Annotated in this window: 13 protein-coding genes, 1 tRNA gene and 5 pseudogenes; 10 read left to right on the top strand and 9 right to left on the bottom strand. The window is 44.7% G+C overall.

The window, feature by feature from the left end; translation table 11 throughout:
* Positions 1-87: 87 nt before the first annotated feature.
* Positions 88-1,021: pseudogene (locus tag JCM16161_RS05575) on the top strand (60S ribosomal export protein NMD3).
* A gap of 44 nt (positions 1,022-1,065) precedes the next feature.
* Positions 1,066-1,383: a translation initiation factor aIF-1A gene (locus JCM16161_RS05570; protein WP_054855250.1), complete on the top strand. Its 318-nt coding sequence runs from the start codon at positions 1,066-1,068 to the stop codon at positions 1,381-1,383.
* 113 nt (positions 1,384-1,496) lie between these two features.
* On the opposite strand, the gene JCM16161_RS05565 is transcribed toward JCM16161_RS05570, so the two are convergent.
* Together JCM16161_RS05565 and JCM16161_RS05560 are read right to left on the bottom strand one after the other, a co-directional pair.
* On the bottom strand, positions 1,497-2,177 hold the full coding sequence (locus tag JCM16161_RS05565; protein WP_243669623.1) for an electron transfer flavoprotein subunit beta/FixA family protein: 681 nt from the start codon (positions 2,175-2,177) through the stop codon (positions 1,497-1,499).
* Positions 2,177-2,820, bottom strand: a pseudogene (locus JCM16161_RS05560) (electron transfer flavoprotein subunit alpha/FixB family protein). Before JCM16161_RS05560 ends, JCM16161_RS05565 begins: the two are co-directional and overlap by 1 nt.
* A gap of 445 nt (positions 2,821-3,265) precedes the next feature.
* Here JCM16161_RS05560 and JCM16161_RS05555 point away from each other — a divergent pair.
* Positions 3,266-4,011: pseudogene (locus JCM16161_RS05555) on the top strand (serine protein kinase RIO).
* A gap of 69 nt (positions 4,012-4,080) precedes the next feature.
* On the top strand, positions 4,081-4,425 hold the full coding sequence (locus tag JCM16161_RS05550) for a hypothetical protein (protein WP_054855249.1): 345 nt from the start codon (positions 4,081-4,083) through the stop codon (positions 4,423-4,425).
* On the opposite strand, the gene JCM16161_RS05545 is transcribed toward JCM16161_RS05550, so the two are convergent.
* The 3 genes from JCM16161_RS05545 to JCM16161_RS15915 all read right to left on the bottom strand — a co-directional run bounded on the left by JCM16161_RS05545 (position 4,413) and on the right by JCM16161_RS15915 (position 5,373).
* Entirely contained in the window at positions 4,413-4,748 is a 336-nt protein-coding gene (locus tag JCM16161_RS05545; RefSeq protein WP_054855248.1) for a hypothetical protein, read from the bottom strand. The genes JCM16161_RS05550 and JCM16161_RS05545 overlap by 13 nt on opposite strands.
* Before the next feature lie 119 nt (positions 4,749-4,867).
* On the bottom strand, positions 4,868-5,254 hold the full coding sequence (locus tag JCM16161_RS05540) for a hypothetical protein (RefSeq protein ID WP_243669621.1): 387 nt from the start codon (positions 5,252-5,254) through the stop codon (positions 4,868-4,870).
* A complete protein-coding gene (locus JCM16161_RS15915) occupies positions 5,230-5,373 on the bottom strand; it encodes a hypothetical protein (protein WP_243669619.1) in 144 nt (47 codons plus the stop codon). Before JCM16161_RS15915 ends, JCM16161_RS05540 begins: the two co-directional genes overlap by 25 nt.
* Before the next feature lie 101 nt (positions 5,374-5,474).
* Between JCM16161_RS15915 and JCM16161_RS15910 the strand changes: the two are divergent.
* The 5 genes and pseudogenes from JCM16161_RS15910 to rgy form a co-directional block, all read left to right on the top strand.
* Positions 5,475-5,548, top strand: a pseudogene (locus JCM16161_RS15910) (hypothetical protein); the annotation flags it as partial.
* A gap of 49 nt (positions 5,549-5,597) precedes the next feature.
* Positions 5,598-6,371 (top strand): DEAD/DEAH box helicase, encoded by a 774-nt coding sequence (locus JCM16161_RS15905; protein WP_243670173.1) that lies wholly within the window; start codon positions 5,598-5,600, stop codon positions 6,369-6,371.
* Between the two features lie 85 nt (positions 6,372-6,456).
* Positions 6,457-7,620 carry a toprim domain-containing protein gene (locus JCM16161_RS15900; protein WP_243669617.1) on the top strand — a complete coding sequence of 388 codons (1,164 nt, stop codon included), beginning with the start codon at positions 6,457-6,459 and terminating at the stop codon, positions 7,618-7,620.
* Entirely contained in the window at positions 7,577-7,864 is a 288-nt protein-coding gene (locus JCM16161_RS15895; RefSeq protein ID WP_243669615.1) for a hypothetical protein, read from the top strand. Before JCM16161_RS15900 ends, JCM16161_RS15895 begins: the two co-directional genes overlap by 44 nt.
* Positions 7,861-9,267, top strand: coding sequence for a reverse gyrase (rgy, locus tag JCM16161_RS15890; RefSeq protein ID WP_243669613.1), 1,407 nt, complete (start codon positions 7,861-7,863; stop codon positions 9,265-9,267). Before JCM16161_RS15895 ends, rgy begins: the two co-directional genes overlap by 4 nt.
* 27 nt (positions 9,268-9,294) lie before the next feature.
* Here the strand turns inward: rgy and JCM16161_RS05530 are convergent.
* Positions 9,295-12,503: pseudogene (locus tag JCM16161_RS05530) on the bottom strand (ribonucleoside-diphosphate reductase).
* Between the two features lie 35 nt (positions 12,504-12,538).
* Positions 12,539-13,168, bottom strand: coding sequence for a hypothetical protein (locus tag JCM16161_RS05520; RefSeq protein ID WP_243669611.1), 630 nt, complete (start codon positions 13,166-13,168; stop codon positions 12,539-12,541).
* A 185-nt stretch (positions 13,169-13,353) separates the two neighbouring features.
* Here JCM16161_RS05520 and JCM16161_RS15885 point away from each other — a divergent pair, with 185 nt between their 5' ends.
* On the top strand, positions 13,354-13,554 hold the full coding sequence (locus JCM16161_RS15885) for a DUF1922 domain-containing protein (RefSeq protein WP_243669609.1): 201 nt from the start codon (positions 13,354-13,356) through the stop codon (positions 13,552-13,554).
* Here the strand turns inward: JCM16161_RS15885 and sixA are convergent.
* Positions 13,551-14,012: a phosphohistidine phosphatase SixA gene (gene sixA, locus JCM16161_RS05515; protein ID WP_054855243.1), complete on the bottom strand. Its 462-nt coding sequence runs from the start codon at positions 14,010-14,012 to the stop codon at positions 13,551-13,553. The genes JCM16161_RS15885 and sixA overlap by 4 nt on opposite strands.
* An 88-nt stretch (positions 14,013-14,100) precedes the next feature.
* Positions 14,101-14,177 (bottom strand) — tRNA-Gly (locus JCM16161_RS05510).
* Positions 14,178-14,242 lie beyond the last annotated feature (65 nt).

The following is a 14,242-nucleotide window of genomic DNA, read 5'->3' as shown; positions in this document are numbered from 1 at the left end:
ACTCACAAGTAGTTAGTGCGGCTGGTGTATTAAGTATTATGGTGATGGAAAGGATTTATTTAACCCATTTTAAGGCGTTATTGAGTAATGCGCAAGGTATGTGCATTATGCGGTAGGGAGACCGACATATTGATTGAGGGATTATGCCCAGACTGCTATAGGAAGACTCACCCACTCGCGAGGGTGAAGAGGGATGTGGTGGGTATTGTTAGGTGCCCAAGCTGTGGCGCAATACTCTACAGGTAGGTGGGTGAGGGATCCAAGGGTCATTGAGAAGTTAATACTCGAGTCCATAGAGTACATGGGCAGGGTCACTAACGTATCCATCGAAACCCTGAGCTTGAGGCATGGGTTGAATACTGCGGTGGTTAAGGTTAGAGGTACTGTTCACGAATTAATTAATGAGTATGAGGAGGAGGTGCAGGTCAGGGTTAGGTATAGTGAGGAGCTGTGCCCAAGGTGTAGGGATATGATTAATGAGAGGGAGAGGGCTGTCGTCCAGGTTAGGAGCATCATACCAATGAACGGCCAATTGAAGAGGTTGATACTAGATATCGTTAGAAGGGAGACGATTAAGGATGAGCGAAGCGGTTTCCTCAAGGTTGAGGACGTGAGTGATGGTCTCGATATTAAGCTATCAGATCAGGGCTTGGCGAGGGCCATAGCTTATAAGATACATAAGGCAGTTCCGAGCAGGGTAACTGAAAGCCAGAGCGTGGTTAGGGGACGTGGTGATAAGGTAGTTACTAAATTAAGTATTAGTGTTGTTTTGGTTCCTCTTAGTCGTGGTTCAATAATTATTTACTCCAACAAGCCTTACTACGTGCTTTCCTACTCACAGGGGACGTTTAAGTTAATGGAGTTAGGCAGTAAGGAGATTGCTAATATTAGGTTGGGTGACATTGTTAAGGGTAGTGTGTCTGTACCAAGTTATGAGGCCAGGTGTGTTGAGAGCCAAGGTTCGAAGGCTCTGGAGATTGTGATTGGTAGCGATAGGTATGTGCTCAATGATATGTGCTGACAATGAAGGTTGGGTTTATAAAGGTATGAGATTCACTATCGTGGATGCCTAAGGAAAATCAGCAGGGAAGTAAGGTGCGACTGCCCGGGGAGGGCGAAATGCTTGCTAAGGTTATTGAGCTCGTCGGTGATGATAGGGCTAAGGCCGTGTGCCAGGATGGCAAGATTAGGCTCGTGAGGATACCGGGTAAGTATAGAAAGAAGATGTGGCTTAGGGTTGGCGATTACATACTAGTTGCACCCTGGGACTTCGAACCAAATAGGGCGGATTTAATATATAAGTACGAGAAAAATGAGGTCAATGAATTAAGACAAAGTGGCTATGCAGATGTTTTGAACCAATTAGACGAACTGGCAGGGTAATCATTTAAGGCCAAGCCTCTTAATGAGCTCTCTAGCTATCTCCTCAGGACTACCCTCGATGAACTGACGCAGACGCTCACGTGGTCTTAACTCTTTCAGCTCAGTAACCGCAGTCAACGAACCCTTAAAGCCAACCTCATCCTCGGTAAGTCCGAGGTCCTTAATACTCCATACCGTCGTCTTAAACTGGCTCTGGGCCACTGCAGCCTCTCAAAGTCCGGGAACCTGGGCGTATTCACGCCAAGTTCCACGGATATTACCGCGGGCATCTTAACCCTGACTATCTCATAACCTCCCTTGATGGTCCTCTTAACGATTATTGAGCCCTCAGTCACATCAATAACCTGGGAGACGTAAGTCACCGCGGGAATCCCCAGCCACTCGGCTATGCCAGGTGGTACCTGGCCAGTTGAACCGTCCTCACTCTCCTCACCAGTAATTACAAGTGAGTAATCACCAATCTTCCTAATTGCGGCTGCGAGGACCTTTGATGTCACAAAGGCGTCAGAACCACCTAAGGCCCTGTCGCTTATTAGGACAGCGTCATCGGCACCCATGGCTATGCCCATCTTTATGAACTGGTCCCAGAATGGTGGTCCCATGGAAAGTATAACGACCTTACCGCCATACTTCTCCTTGAGCTGTAGTGCAAGTTCAAGGGCGTTCTTATCGGCTGGGTTTATCTCATTCGTTGCCTTTGACCTATCAACAGTCTTAGTGACTGGGTCAAACCTTATCTCCTCAGGCTTTGGCGTTACCTTCATCGTGACTATTATGTTCTTGAGGGAGACCATCATTTACCACCTCTCAACTCCTTTATCAATGCCTTAAGCACATCGAATAAGTCAGCCACGACGCAGTAATCACAATTCTCAAATATTGGTGCCTCCCTATCCGTATTAACCGCAACTATCGTACCGCAGTCCCTAATACCATAGACAAAGTGCGGAGCGCCGCTGGCACCAAATACAAACACGGTCTTAGCCCTCAATGAGACGCCCGTGGTGCCTATCTGGTAGTCCCTGGGCATTATACCATGTCTGCGAGCGGTCTAGTAACACCAACAGCAGCACCGATGAGACTTGCGAATTCCTTAATCAATTCCAGGTCACCCCCAGTCCCAAGCCCCGCAACGACGACCTTCTCAGCCCTTGATAGGTCAGGCATTGGTGAGGTCTTCTTCTCCACGAGGTCGATCCTACGCCTCTTTATTAAGTCCTCAGGTACGGACTCCATGACCACCGAAGCCTCCCTATCACTTGGCTTGGCCTCGTATGTACCTGGACTCACGGTAGCCATTTCGGGCTTACCTCCTGTGCAGACCACCGTAGCGACGATATTGCCGCCGAAACCCGGCACCGCCGTGACTAACCTCCTATCCTTCTCGTCAATATCTACCATGATTACGTGAGCACTAAGGCAGGTTCTAAACCTCACGGCTAGCCTGCCGGCTAAGTCCCTGGAGTTTCTGGTATCTTCATTTTATGGAGGTTAACGAGCCTACGCATGAACCAGGTCTCGTCCTGCTGGACTAAAGCCATACTTCCTAAATTATTTTTTTATTAGAAATATTTTTAAATCTTTTTTTCTTCTTCAATCGTATAATACCTATTGACTTTAACTTTTTGCATGCATTTTAATTCATTCTTATTTTTTTGAATTCATTAGAATATTTTCCATGAGAGTAGGCAAAACGATTTCTACGGACCAAACTGATATATAAAGTACTGCACTATTCATTACCTTAGTGGGTAGTCACGACATTGATAGGATTATTCGGGAGAGAGTGGAGAGTAGGAGGTTTAGGATAAAGGATATTGACCAATTAAAGACTGTTGATGATGTATTCAATCAATACACAATAAATGCCCTGAGGGAGTTAATGAATAGGCACGTTGTTGAGGAGGTTTACGGACCCGTGGCTCAGGGTAAGGAGGCCAAGGTCATATGGGCCAAGGCACCTGATGGTACTGACATAGCTCTTAAGATTTTCTACACGTCCACAGCCCAGTTCATTAGGGGTAGGTATAAGTACTTGCTTGGCGATCCACGGTTCACTGGTGCTAAGATTACTAATACGAGGAAGCTCATTGAGTATTGGTGCAGGAAGGAGTTCAGTAACCTAAGTGATGCGTATAATGCGGGTGTTAGGGTGCCTAAGCCAATAACCTTCAATAGGAATATCCTGGTCATGGAGTTCATAAGTTACGGCGGACTTAGCGGTGTGCCAGCACCGTTAATTAAGGATGCGCCGCCAGAGGATCCCGAGTCCGCTACTTAACGGTAATTAAGTACGTGGAGAGAGCGTTTATTCTGGGCAGGATAATACATGCGGACTTAAGCGAGTTTAACATTGTCAATACTGGCAATGAGTTAGTAATTATTGATTGGGGGAGCGCCGTGAAGGCGAATCACCCGAACGCCGTTGAGTTCCTACTTAGGGATATTGAGAACGTTAATAGGTACTTCAGTAAGGAGTTGCATGTTGAGGTGTTTAATGGTAAGGCGCTACTTAATGCCTTACTACGTAGGTTTGAGTATGGGGGTGATGTGACTAGTGATGAGGATGGGTGGTTATTAATAAATGGTAAGAGGATAATCGATGATGTGGTGAATGGTCAAAGCTGAGGCTTTAAACTCGTAATACATAGGCGGTAGCTTAATATAATACTCATTCTAGCGTAGTACTAGATACCAATGGTACTTCCAGTGCCGCCTGAGCCTAAGGATATTAAGGATAGGATAGTAAAGAGGAGGAGCGTATGCACTGGGCCTGGTTGTGACTCCTTCTCAGTATGGTTCGGCAATGAGGTTGCGAGGTACCTATGGGACCATTGGGGTAGGGAGTTAGCGAGAATAGGCATTAATTGGCAGAAATTCCTTTCAATACTAAGTAATCATACCCAGGAGTTAATTGATTGGGCAATTAGGAATACGCTCAATTGGAATGACCTGGTGAGGATATTAGCTAACGACTTATCACCAGGTACGGAGGTAACAACCACGGGTAGGAAGGGTGGAATACTCGATTACCTTGGTTGAACGGCTTGATTTCTATTACTCTTTTCACCCTGCTTCATTAATGACTCATTAATTATGCGTATTAATTCGCATATCTCCTCACAAATACTTGATGGTTTTATGTCCGTGTACACGTACTCAATTATCATTAAGGGCGTTGCATATGTATTAATCCAGAACTCCGCGAAGAGTCTCTCGCCTTTATCCACCAGGTGAACCTCCATGTTATTATTATCGCTAAACCTAATCATGTACCTGGACCCATCAATAAATGACTGCCTCTCCACGGAACTCGCATTGCAAGTCCTCATGAGCAAATCAGCAACTAAACCGGCAATACGCATAGTCATTAGTCTCTCATAATGCCTATTTTTAAAATCATGCTATTCCATAACCCACGCAATATCAATTGAGGGGATTTTATTTGATAATGATTGTATCATCTTCATCGTTTGAGTGAGGTCTAAACATCATAATAAAAAAACTTATATAATGATGACAATTTATTACTTAGTAAATCCTCGATGAGTTGCCACGAAGTAGTTAATAAACCAGCATCATAGAGAGCAAGCCCAAAGCCGAGATAGTGATCTCCAATTAATTGCGGGTCTGAAATCGTGAGTCCTAAACCCGCGTAATGAATTATTGATATGTATGTGAAGTAGATTAGCGCTATCATGAAGAATGCTATGTAAGTTATCATGAGTGCCTTAGCCTTAGACGACATCCTGCCAAAGCTACCCCTTAATTGTTTGATCATCGTTATTGACGAAATAATAAGCATTGAAAGCATGAACATGAACACAGGCGTTATCACAAGTATTGTTAGGTCGCAGTGCCGTAAATCCACAACTCAGTCAATACGTAATCCACCGCGATAGCCATGGCTAGGGCAGACACTAGCGACATTATGTATACATATCGTACATAGTCCTGAATACCTCCCGTATTAACCGACATACTACTCAAGCAATACCAATGTAATATCAATATTTAACACTAACAATTAAGAATCCGCGTTGGCAACGAATATTTATTAAGGGGTTTTAACTAATGTGATGAAGAATTAAATGGAGAAACAACCATTAGTAATATACCGTAGAGCGTGCCCAAACTGCGGAGGGGATATAACATCGGATAGATTAGCCTCTGGATTACCATGCCATAAGTGTTTACCTGACGTACCGAAAAGGGTGGCGAGTACTATTGAGGTACTGAACATGTTAGAAAAGCTCGGCACTATAAATAGGTTAAAGTCGTTGGAGAACCTAGTCAATGAGTACAACGAGTTCGCTGGCATGTTCAGAAAAATAATTGGGACCAACATGTGGGGCGCCCAGAGACTGTGGGCCAGGAGGATCATTAAGGGTAAGAGCTTCGCAATAGTTGCGCCAACGGGAAGTGGTAAGACAACCTTTGGCATGATTGCGTCATTATACGTGGTCTTAAAGAGAAATGGAAAGGTACTGATCGTCGTTCCAACATCGACCTTGGCCTATGATGTCCATAGGAGGTTAAGTGATTATGCGGGTAAGATAGGAGCCAATGTGAGGATTGTCATGGCATCCTCAATACTGTCAAAGCAGGAGTTGACTGAGGCTATGAAGGCTATTGAGGATGGAAACTTCGACATATTAATAATAACTAATGCCTTCTTACCAAGGCACATGGACTTACTCAGTAAGTATAGGTTTTCATTGATTTTCGTCGATGACGTTGATAGTGTCTTAAAGGCATCAAGTAAGAATATTGATAGGTTATTATTACTGCTTGGCATTAGTGAGGAGGCTCTTCATAAGGCTTTGACCGTGGTTGACCTGATGAAGAAGCTTAGGAAGCCATTAGGTTTAGGGCCGGTGAGGAGGAGATTAATAAGCTTAGGGAGGAGATTAAAAAAATTGAATACAGAACTGACCAATTACATTAAGAATAATAATATTGGCATACTAATAGCTCAGGAGCTTTAACTAGGATGAAAAGAACGGCTAGGTTATTCCTATTCAGGGAGTTCCTTGGTTTCGAAACAGGCGGTAGGCTGAAGGCCTTAGGAATGTGGTCGATGTTTATGTAAAGCCCAAGGACTCCCTAATAAATACGACCATTGACATAGTGAGAAGGTTAGGTGGTGGAGGAATAATCTATGTACCACCAGACCTCAGGGACATTGTTGATGATCTGCTCAAGGCATTAAACAATAACGGTGTTAAGGCTGCATCCTACCTAAAACCAAGTAGGTCATTACTTAATGACTTTGTTGAGGGTAAGGTTGACGTATTAATTGGGCTCGCCACATCCAGGTCATCACTGATTAGGGGTATTGACCTGCCGCAGAGAATAGCGTATGTGGTCTTTGTGGGTGTTCCACGTATGAGGTTTAGGTTGAGGCTCGAGGAATTTACGCCAATAAGGTACTTAATGTTTTTATTCACCATTAGGAATGTTGTTCCTCAATACCTGAGGAATGACATTGACAGGGTGGTTGCGAGACTTAAGAATTTAACGGCGCTTAATCAGGAGCAAATTAATAATTTGTTGAGGGCTATTGAGGAGAATAAGGAATTGAGTGGGTTCGATAAATACGCAGCCGACGTAATTAAGGAGGCCGTGGACCTGGTAAGTAAGTTATTGGATGATCCTAATATTAGAAGGGCCATAGAGCAGTCCAATGAGGTTGGACTTGAATATAGGGGCGGTGAGCTCTATGTGATTATTCCTGATGTGACTACGTACATCCAAGGTAGTGGCAGAACATCAAGGCTCTATGTTGGTGGTGTATCCCAGGGCCTGTCGGTGTTAATAGTGGATAATGAGAAGGTGTTTAATGGATTAGTTAGGAACCTAAGGTATAGGCTTGAGGATGTCAAGATCCAGGATATTAATGACGTCAATATTGATGATTTAATGAGAAAAATCAGGAATGAGAGAGAGTTGATAAGGAATATAATGCTTGGGAAGATACCCAATCAATTCCTCGAAAAGGACCCATTAAGGACCGCACTTGTAATCGTTGAGTCACCAACTAAGGCCAGAACAATCGCGAGCTTCTTTGGCATACCCACTAGGAGGGAGGTCGGCCCATTGATAATTTACGAAGCCACCCTAGGCAACTTATACCTATTAATAACAGCCACAAAGGGTCACATGTGGGATTTAATACCGGCTAGTCCAGCCGATGTCAAGGAAATCGCACCAGCTAAAGGCAGGGAAGATCCTTGATTATTATGGAATACTCAGGATCGGCAGTAATTTCGTACCGATCTACGGAACAATAAAGAGATGCCCAGTCGGTGGAGAGACGTATACCGAGGATGTGGATGTTTGTAAAATCCACGGTGTCAAGCTTATTGATGCCATGGACATAGTAAATGCTATAAGAGACATTGCTACTGAGGTCGACCAAGTGATGATTGGTACGGACCTGATGCCGAGGGCGAGAAGATTGCTTGGGATGTTTACATGATGCTGAGACCCTATGTTAGTAACATCGTTAGGATTGAGTTTCATGAGGTTACTAAGAAGGCTATTATTGATGCGATTACTAACCCAAGGACCATAAGCCTCAGCATGGTTGGTGCCCAATTGGTAAGGAGGATTGAGGACAGGTGGATTGGATTCGGACTTAGCCAGATTGTGCAGGAAAAGTTTGGTAGGAAGACCCTGTCAGCGGGTAGGGTCCAGACGCCAGTCCTTGGCTGGATAATAGAGAGGTATGACGAAAGTAGGAGGGATAAGGTATATTCAGTGACCATGACTCTTAACAATGGTGTAAAGGTTAGGCTGAACATACCGCCGGATAAGGAGGAATTGATAAAAGCCCTCAGGTCAATACATAGGAATAAACAAACGGATATTGAGATAAAGGTTAAGGTAACTAAGGTGAGTGAGGAGGAAGAGGAGTTGAACCCAGCACCACCATACACGACAGATGCCTTACTTAGGGACTCAGCAAACATACTTGGCCTAAGTGTTGAACAGACAATGGCTATTGCCCAGGAATTATTCGAGTCAGGGCTCATAACATACCACAGAACAGACAGCACGAGAGTATCAACGGTGGGTATTGGCATTGCTAAGGAATACATAGGCGAAAGAATTGGTAGTGATTACTTTGTTGGTAGGGCTTGGGGTGGTAAGGAGATCGGCGCGCATGAGTGTATAAGGCCAACGAGACCGATTGATAGTGATGACTTAAGGAACCTACTCAATACGGGCCTGCTTCAATTGGCGATTAGGGTTACGGCAAATCACATCAGGGTTTACGATCTAATATTTAGGAGGTTCATGGCAAGCCAGATGAGGAACGCCAGGGTTTTGAAGGAGAAGTTGAAAGTAAGTATTTACCTTAATGGCGTAAGTGCGTATGAGGAGGAGGTGGAAAGGATATCTAAGGTATTGGAGCCAGGGTTCACGAAGGTTTGGAGCTACATTGAGGGTAGGGAGTATCAGGAGCTTACACCAGGTGAGTATGAAATAACAAGTATTGATTACATTAAGAAGGTAAGTAGGACACCACCACTTAGGGAAGGCGATATAATCGCCATGATGAAGGATAGAGGTATTGGTAGGCCTAGTACCTATGCGAAGATCGTCGATGTGATACTGAAGAGGCGCTATGCATTGATCGTTGGTAGGAGGACCAGGTACGTAGTGCCCACGAACCTTGGTCGCCAGGTCTATAGGTTCTTGACCGAGGAAAACAAGGAGTTTAGTGACTTAGTTAGTGAGGAGAGGACTAGGATTGTTGAGAAGCACATGGATGATGTTGAGGTTGGTGAGAGGGATTACATGGATGTACTTAATGAGTTATTTAATGAGGCAGTGAGTAAGGGTATACTTAAGGAAAGCATTATCAATCAAACTTAACCGCATGATCCTGTCCTGCAATACGGATCATCTGTTCCCCAAGCTCCTCCTGCATCTCCTCCTCAATACTCTCACCACCATTACTCTTAATCCTAACCAACTTATCCTTAAGTGCGGATAAAGACGTATAACTGGCCTTGGCCTCAACCTTAGGCTTTGCCTCAACCTTAACCTCCTTAACCTCAACGGTTGGCTTAGCTCCGTACCCTTAACGCCCGTGTATATTACCTGGACCGACTTACTCTTGTCCCTATACACGGTTATTCCAAAGGCATTGAGTAGCCAGGCCAATCTATAGGCCTGCTCAACATCCTCCATAGGCGTGTTGCTCGGCATATTTATTGTCTTGCTAACGCCCGAGTCATTCCACCTGGCCCAGGTCACCTGCATGTACACATGCCATCTCCAGTGGATCTCATGCGCGGTCCTAAGTAGGTCAGCCAGTGGGTGATTCCTCGGTAATATTCCGTACTCCTCAACGAACTTTCTCGTCGGCTCATCAAGGGTCTTTGTCTGCATTAGTAACCTGAGCGCCGTATAGTTATACTCGATGAGCTTACCAATTGATAGGTTCCTAATGTAGGCAATGGCAAAGAGGGGCTCAATGCTTGAGTTTACGCCGGCAATCAAGCTCCTGGAACCCTCAGGCGCTATGCTCATTATTGAACCGTTCCTAATGCCTATCGTACTCACGTCTATCGATAAATCACTGTCTAATGCCCTATACCCCTTGAGCACCGTTGTTGAACCGTCAATTATAGCCTTAACCTTCGGATCATCATAACCCATATCAAGCGTCTTCAGGTACTCATTAACCGCCTCCTTATCAATGGTGCTTGAGAACTTCTCAAGTCTCTCCCTGTGCTTTGTCCATGGTAATACACCCTCAGCCCAGTCACTATGCTTGTACGCCGGGTAAACACCCTTCTCCTTAGCCAACTCAACGCTGGCTCTAACGGCCATCCTGGCTATGAAGCTCGCCAATTCGTTAGAAACGGCCAATGCCTGTGGTGAGTCGTACCTAAGGCCAAGGGCTATTAATGTATCGGCAAGGCCATTGGCTCCAAGGCCGATTCTCCTAGTTTCGAGCACCCTCTTCCTGAGTCTCTCATGTGGTAATTTATTAACATCAATGACATCATCAAGGAATCTAACGGCCAACTGAACATCCCTCGCCAGGGAATCCCAGTCAACCTTACCCTCACGAACATATTTCACTAAATTAATACTACCCAAATTACAACTTTCGAAATCATAAAGGCTCTCCTCCGAACAGTTATGGCTTATAAATCCGCCAGCTACGTAGTAATGATAGTTAGGTACTGTGGTATCAAAGACCTCATCCTCACCTATGTACTCTATCTTCTTGACCGTTGCTAAGGGCGGATCTACCTTAGTCTTCTTGAGAGAAACTTTGGCATTTTTGGCAGGGTCGGCGAATCCTATCTTATCCATGAATAGCTTCCTACTATAATTCCTTATTACTAATTCGTGATAATTATTTGGCTTATAAGTTCTGACTTCGCCAGACTTGGTCTTATATATGAACTCACGTTTAGCTTTCGCCATCTCATTCCTAGCTCTGTTCTCGTATATCGTGGACATGATGCCAAAGAGAAGCAGTAATTCCTGAACCTCTTTAAGTAATTTCAGGGACGCTGAAGCTAACCTTATTGCAGAATCCGCGTCTACAGTACCGTCTGCCGTAAATAAACCCCTGAGAAACGCCTTAATCTCACTAGACCTTAGCGTGTAAACAATTTCCGGCACAACCCTCATCGTCGAATCAGCATTTACTAATTCAGGCGCTATTTTCTTAAAATATGTTCGTACATCCTTTGACGTAGCCATGACCTTTATTTCATTACCTTCATAATAGACATGAATTATCGCATGCGGGAATCTATTCCTTAAGATGTCAATTATCATCTGTGCAATATCCTCCTCTTTCTGTGCGTCGAAATACCACGCGACATACCCATTATGTCTCTCCTCATTTTCATACATGAATCCATCACCGACCAGCCAGCCCAGCGCAAATGCGAGGTCCTCACCAATACTGTTGCTACCGAAGTCCTTGCCAAGCCTATCTATGTCCATTCTGGATAGGTATACTAGGTCATTAGGTCTTAGCTGATCAACCCTCTTCCAAACAATCCAGTAATCATACGCCTTATCACCTAGTGATAACCTAATTACTTGCTGCACCTCAAGCGGTGCATCTTCGCATTCTTCGCACGGCTCTTTGGTCGCAACAATCAACCTATGATCTGGGGTCGCCTTTAATTCGTAACCCTCTTTAGTAATCACCCTATATACTGGTTTAATGCCCTGACTAAACACCTTAGACCTTACAACGGCAGGTACACTGACATTTACTGCCCTATGGTCATGGCTTGGCACTGCATGTATTAATATTGTCTCGCTGGGCACCACTAATTCGGTCTCCTTAACTCCCTGTTTAACTAATTCACCAATTCGTAAGTAACCATTCTTAGTCAGTATCCTTGTATCACCGGTAACGCATGGGTTAGTGGCATTTATGACCTCGCCTGGTAATTTTTCATTATTTATGTAATTAGCCAAGTCCCTATTCCATAGTCCTGGGTCACCGCTGTCCCATGCTGACTTGACTATCTTGTCCCAAAGCTCCTTAGCGTTAACCCTCCTCCAAATCCTTATCCTGCCGGCCTTTATGGCCTCGACACAGCTCTCATAGCACTTTACGAACTCCTCACCCCAGGTCTTGAATAGGCATGGGCACTCCCTCGGGTTTATTAGGTATATGTCCTCACCCCTAAGCACCTTCTGCATGAAGTAGTCGTCAATGGTTACGCTTATGTTGAAGTTCTGTAGTTGTATGTCCTTAAGCTCGCCGCTCTTCGAGGTTATGAACTTCTCAATGTCAGGGTGCCACCAGAACAGCATTCCCATCTGGCGCCACGCCTCTTACCACCCTGCTTAATCGTGTCAACCAACGTATCAAAGAGCTTCATGAAGCTAAGCGGCCCAGAGGCAATACCAGTCGTACTCCTAACTATATCACCCTCAGGCCTCAACTTACCGAAGTTATAACCTACGCCACCGCCTGACTGGAATATTAACGCAGCGAGTCTCAGGGCATCCATTATTCCGAAGTTACACTCTGGATCCTCCCTGTTTGTGTCGCTTTCCCTGGATAGGCAATCATCAATTGGTACCACGAAGCACGCGGATAATTGCCCTAGCCTTGTCATTGCGTTGTAAAGCGTTGGTGAGTTGGGCATGAACTTTAGTTGCTCATCAGGTCGTAGAACCTCCTGGCCCATGTTATTGGGTCGCCACCGTACTTAAGCTCTGCGTATGCCACGCCCATCGCCGTCCTCATCCATAGGTACTGGGGTGCCTCGAAGAATGAGCCATCAAGCCTCTTCAGTAGGTACCTACTCATTAACGTCCTAACGCCGTTGTAGGTAAGTAGTAAGTCCCTGCTTGGGTCGAGGTACTTAGCCAACTCATCAATGTGTTGGGCATACCAGGCACTCATCTCTGAGTCCCAGATCCTAAGCTCAAGCCCTGTCCTAAACCAAGCCTTGAATCCCTCCCTATACGCATCCTCAAACTTAACCCTACCATCATTAATAGCCTTAACAACGTCCTTACCCCAAACCTGCTTATACACACTCCAGAGAAGGTAATTCCTAGCCGCATCATGCCACCTCAAGTCCTCAGTAACCATGTTAAGCATGATTAATTGAACCCTATCTGACAACTCACTACTTGGCACAATGCCTTTAATGTCGAGAGCATTAACTACCAAGTCGGGGTCTGGAACGCCAGCGAGCTTTAGAGAACGGACTAACTTATCTCTTAGGAAGTCCTCCGTGCTTCCATTCCTCTTTAAGACCTTTATCCCAACCACCTTATTTACTGCTTCAGTACTTAATTGCACACAGGAAATTTAAATTACTTTTATTAGGGGGCAGCGGACAAAATAAGTTAACACGAACCTAAGTGAAGGAAATATATATTGCTTTCACTCACCTCAGCTGTAAATTCTTAAGCTCAAAAGCAATTTATTCCTAAAATTCATCAGTATTCATAGCCATGTATTTAATCGTCGCATGTCCAAAGTGTGGAAACTACTCCATCGCCCGTGACACAGTCAAGACCCATCAATGTCCATATTGTGGTTACGTAATGCGCATTGAGGAAGCATCAATAATTGCAAGGGCGAGGAATGGCAGAGAGGCTAGGGAGATAATTTTGAAACTGAAAACACCAAGAGAACTGAGAAGAAAGCCCTAGCGTATCACGTCTGGTGTAATGAACCAATTAATGACCCAATTACCTTCAGCCTTACTAAGCCTTAATACGCCAGAATACCTAAACTCAACAATCTTAATGTCAGGATTACCTATAATTAACAATGAGACCAAGCGACTGAGGTGCGGTAGGTGACCCACGATCATTAAGTCATGATCAAGTCTCAACAATCTTTCAAACCAAATCCTGGGATCATCATTTGGGTTTAAACCATCAACCTCCCTAACATTATCAACACCAAGGTACTTAGCGAAGATCTCCGCCGTCTGCCTAGCCCTAGCCTTACCGCTATGGATGATCTCGGCAACGATAATACCAATACTATTAAGGTATTTAGCAATCCTTTCCGTCTCAGCAACACCCTCAGGAGTCAACCTCCTCTCAGGATCTACCTTCTCATCAAACGCCTTACCATGCTGAACAAGGTATAGACCAACCATACGGTAAGGTAAGCATAACTCAGACTTATAATCCTAAATGTTCACCCAGTATTGAAATAAATCCATATATTTATTATTTAACGCAAGTTGGTGCGGCCGCGGATTCGAACCCGGGTTCTGCGGCTCGGAAGGCCGCCATCCTAGACCAGGCTAGACTACGGCCGCGGTTTGAGTAATTCATTGCTTATTTAAAAGCGTTTTCCGTCATTCACGGGATAAGGATTTTTAAG

This window comes from Vulcanisaeta sp. JCM 16161 (genome assembly GCF_001316285.1).
Note: the sequence above shows the minus strand (reverse complement) of the source record. Positions and strands in the feature narration are given on the sequence as shown.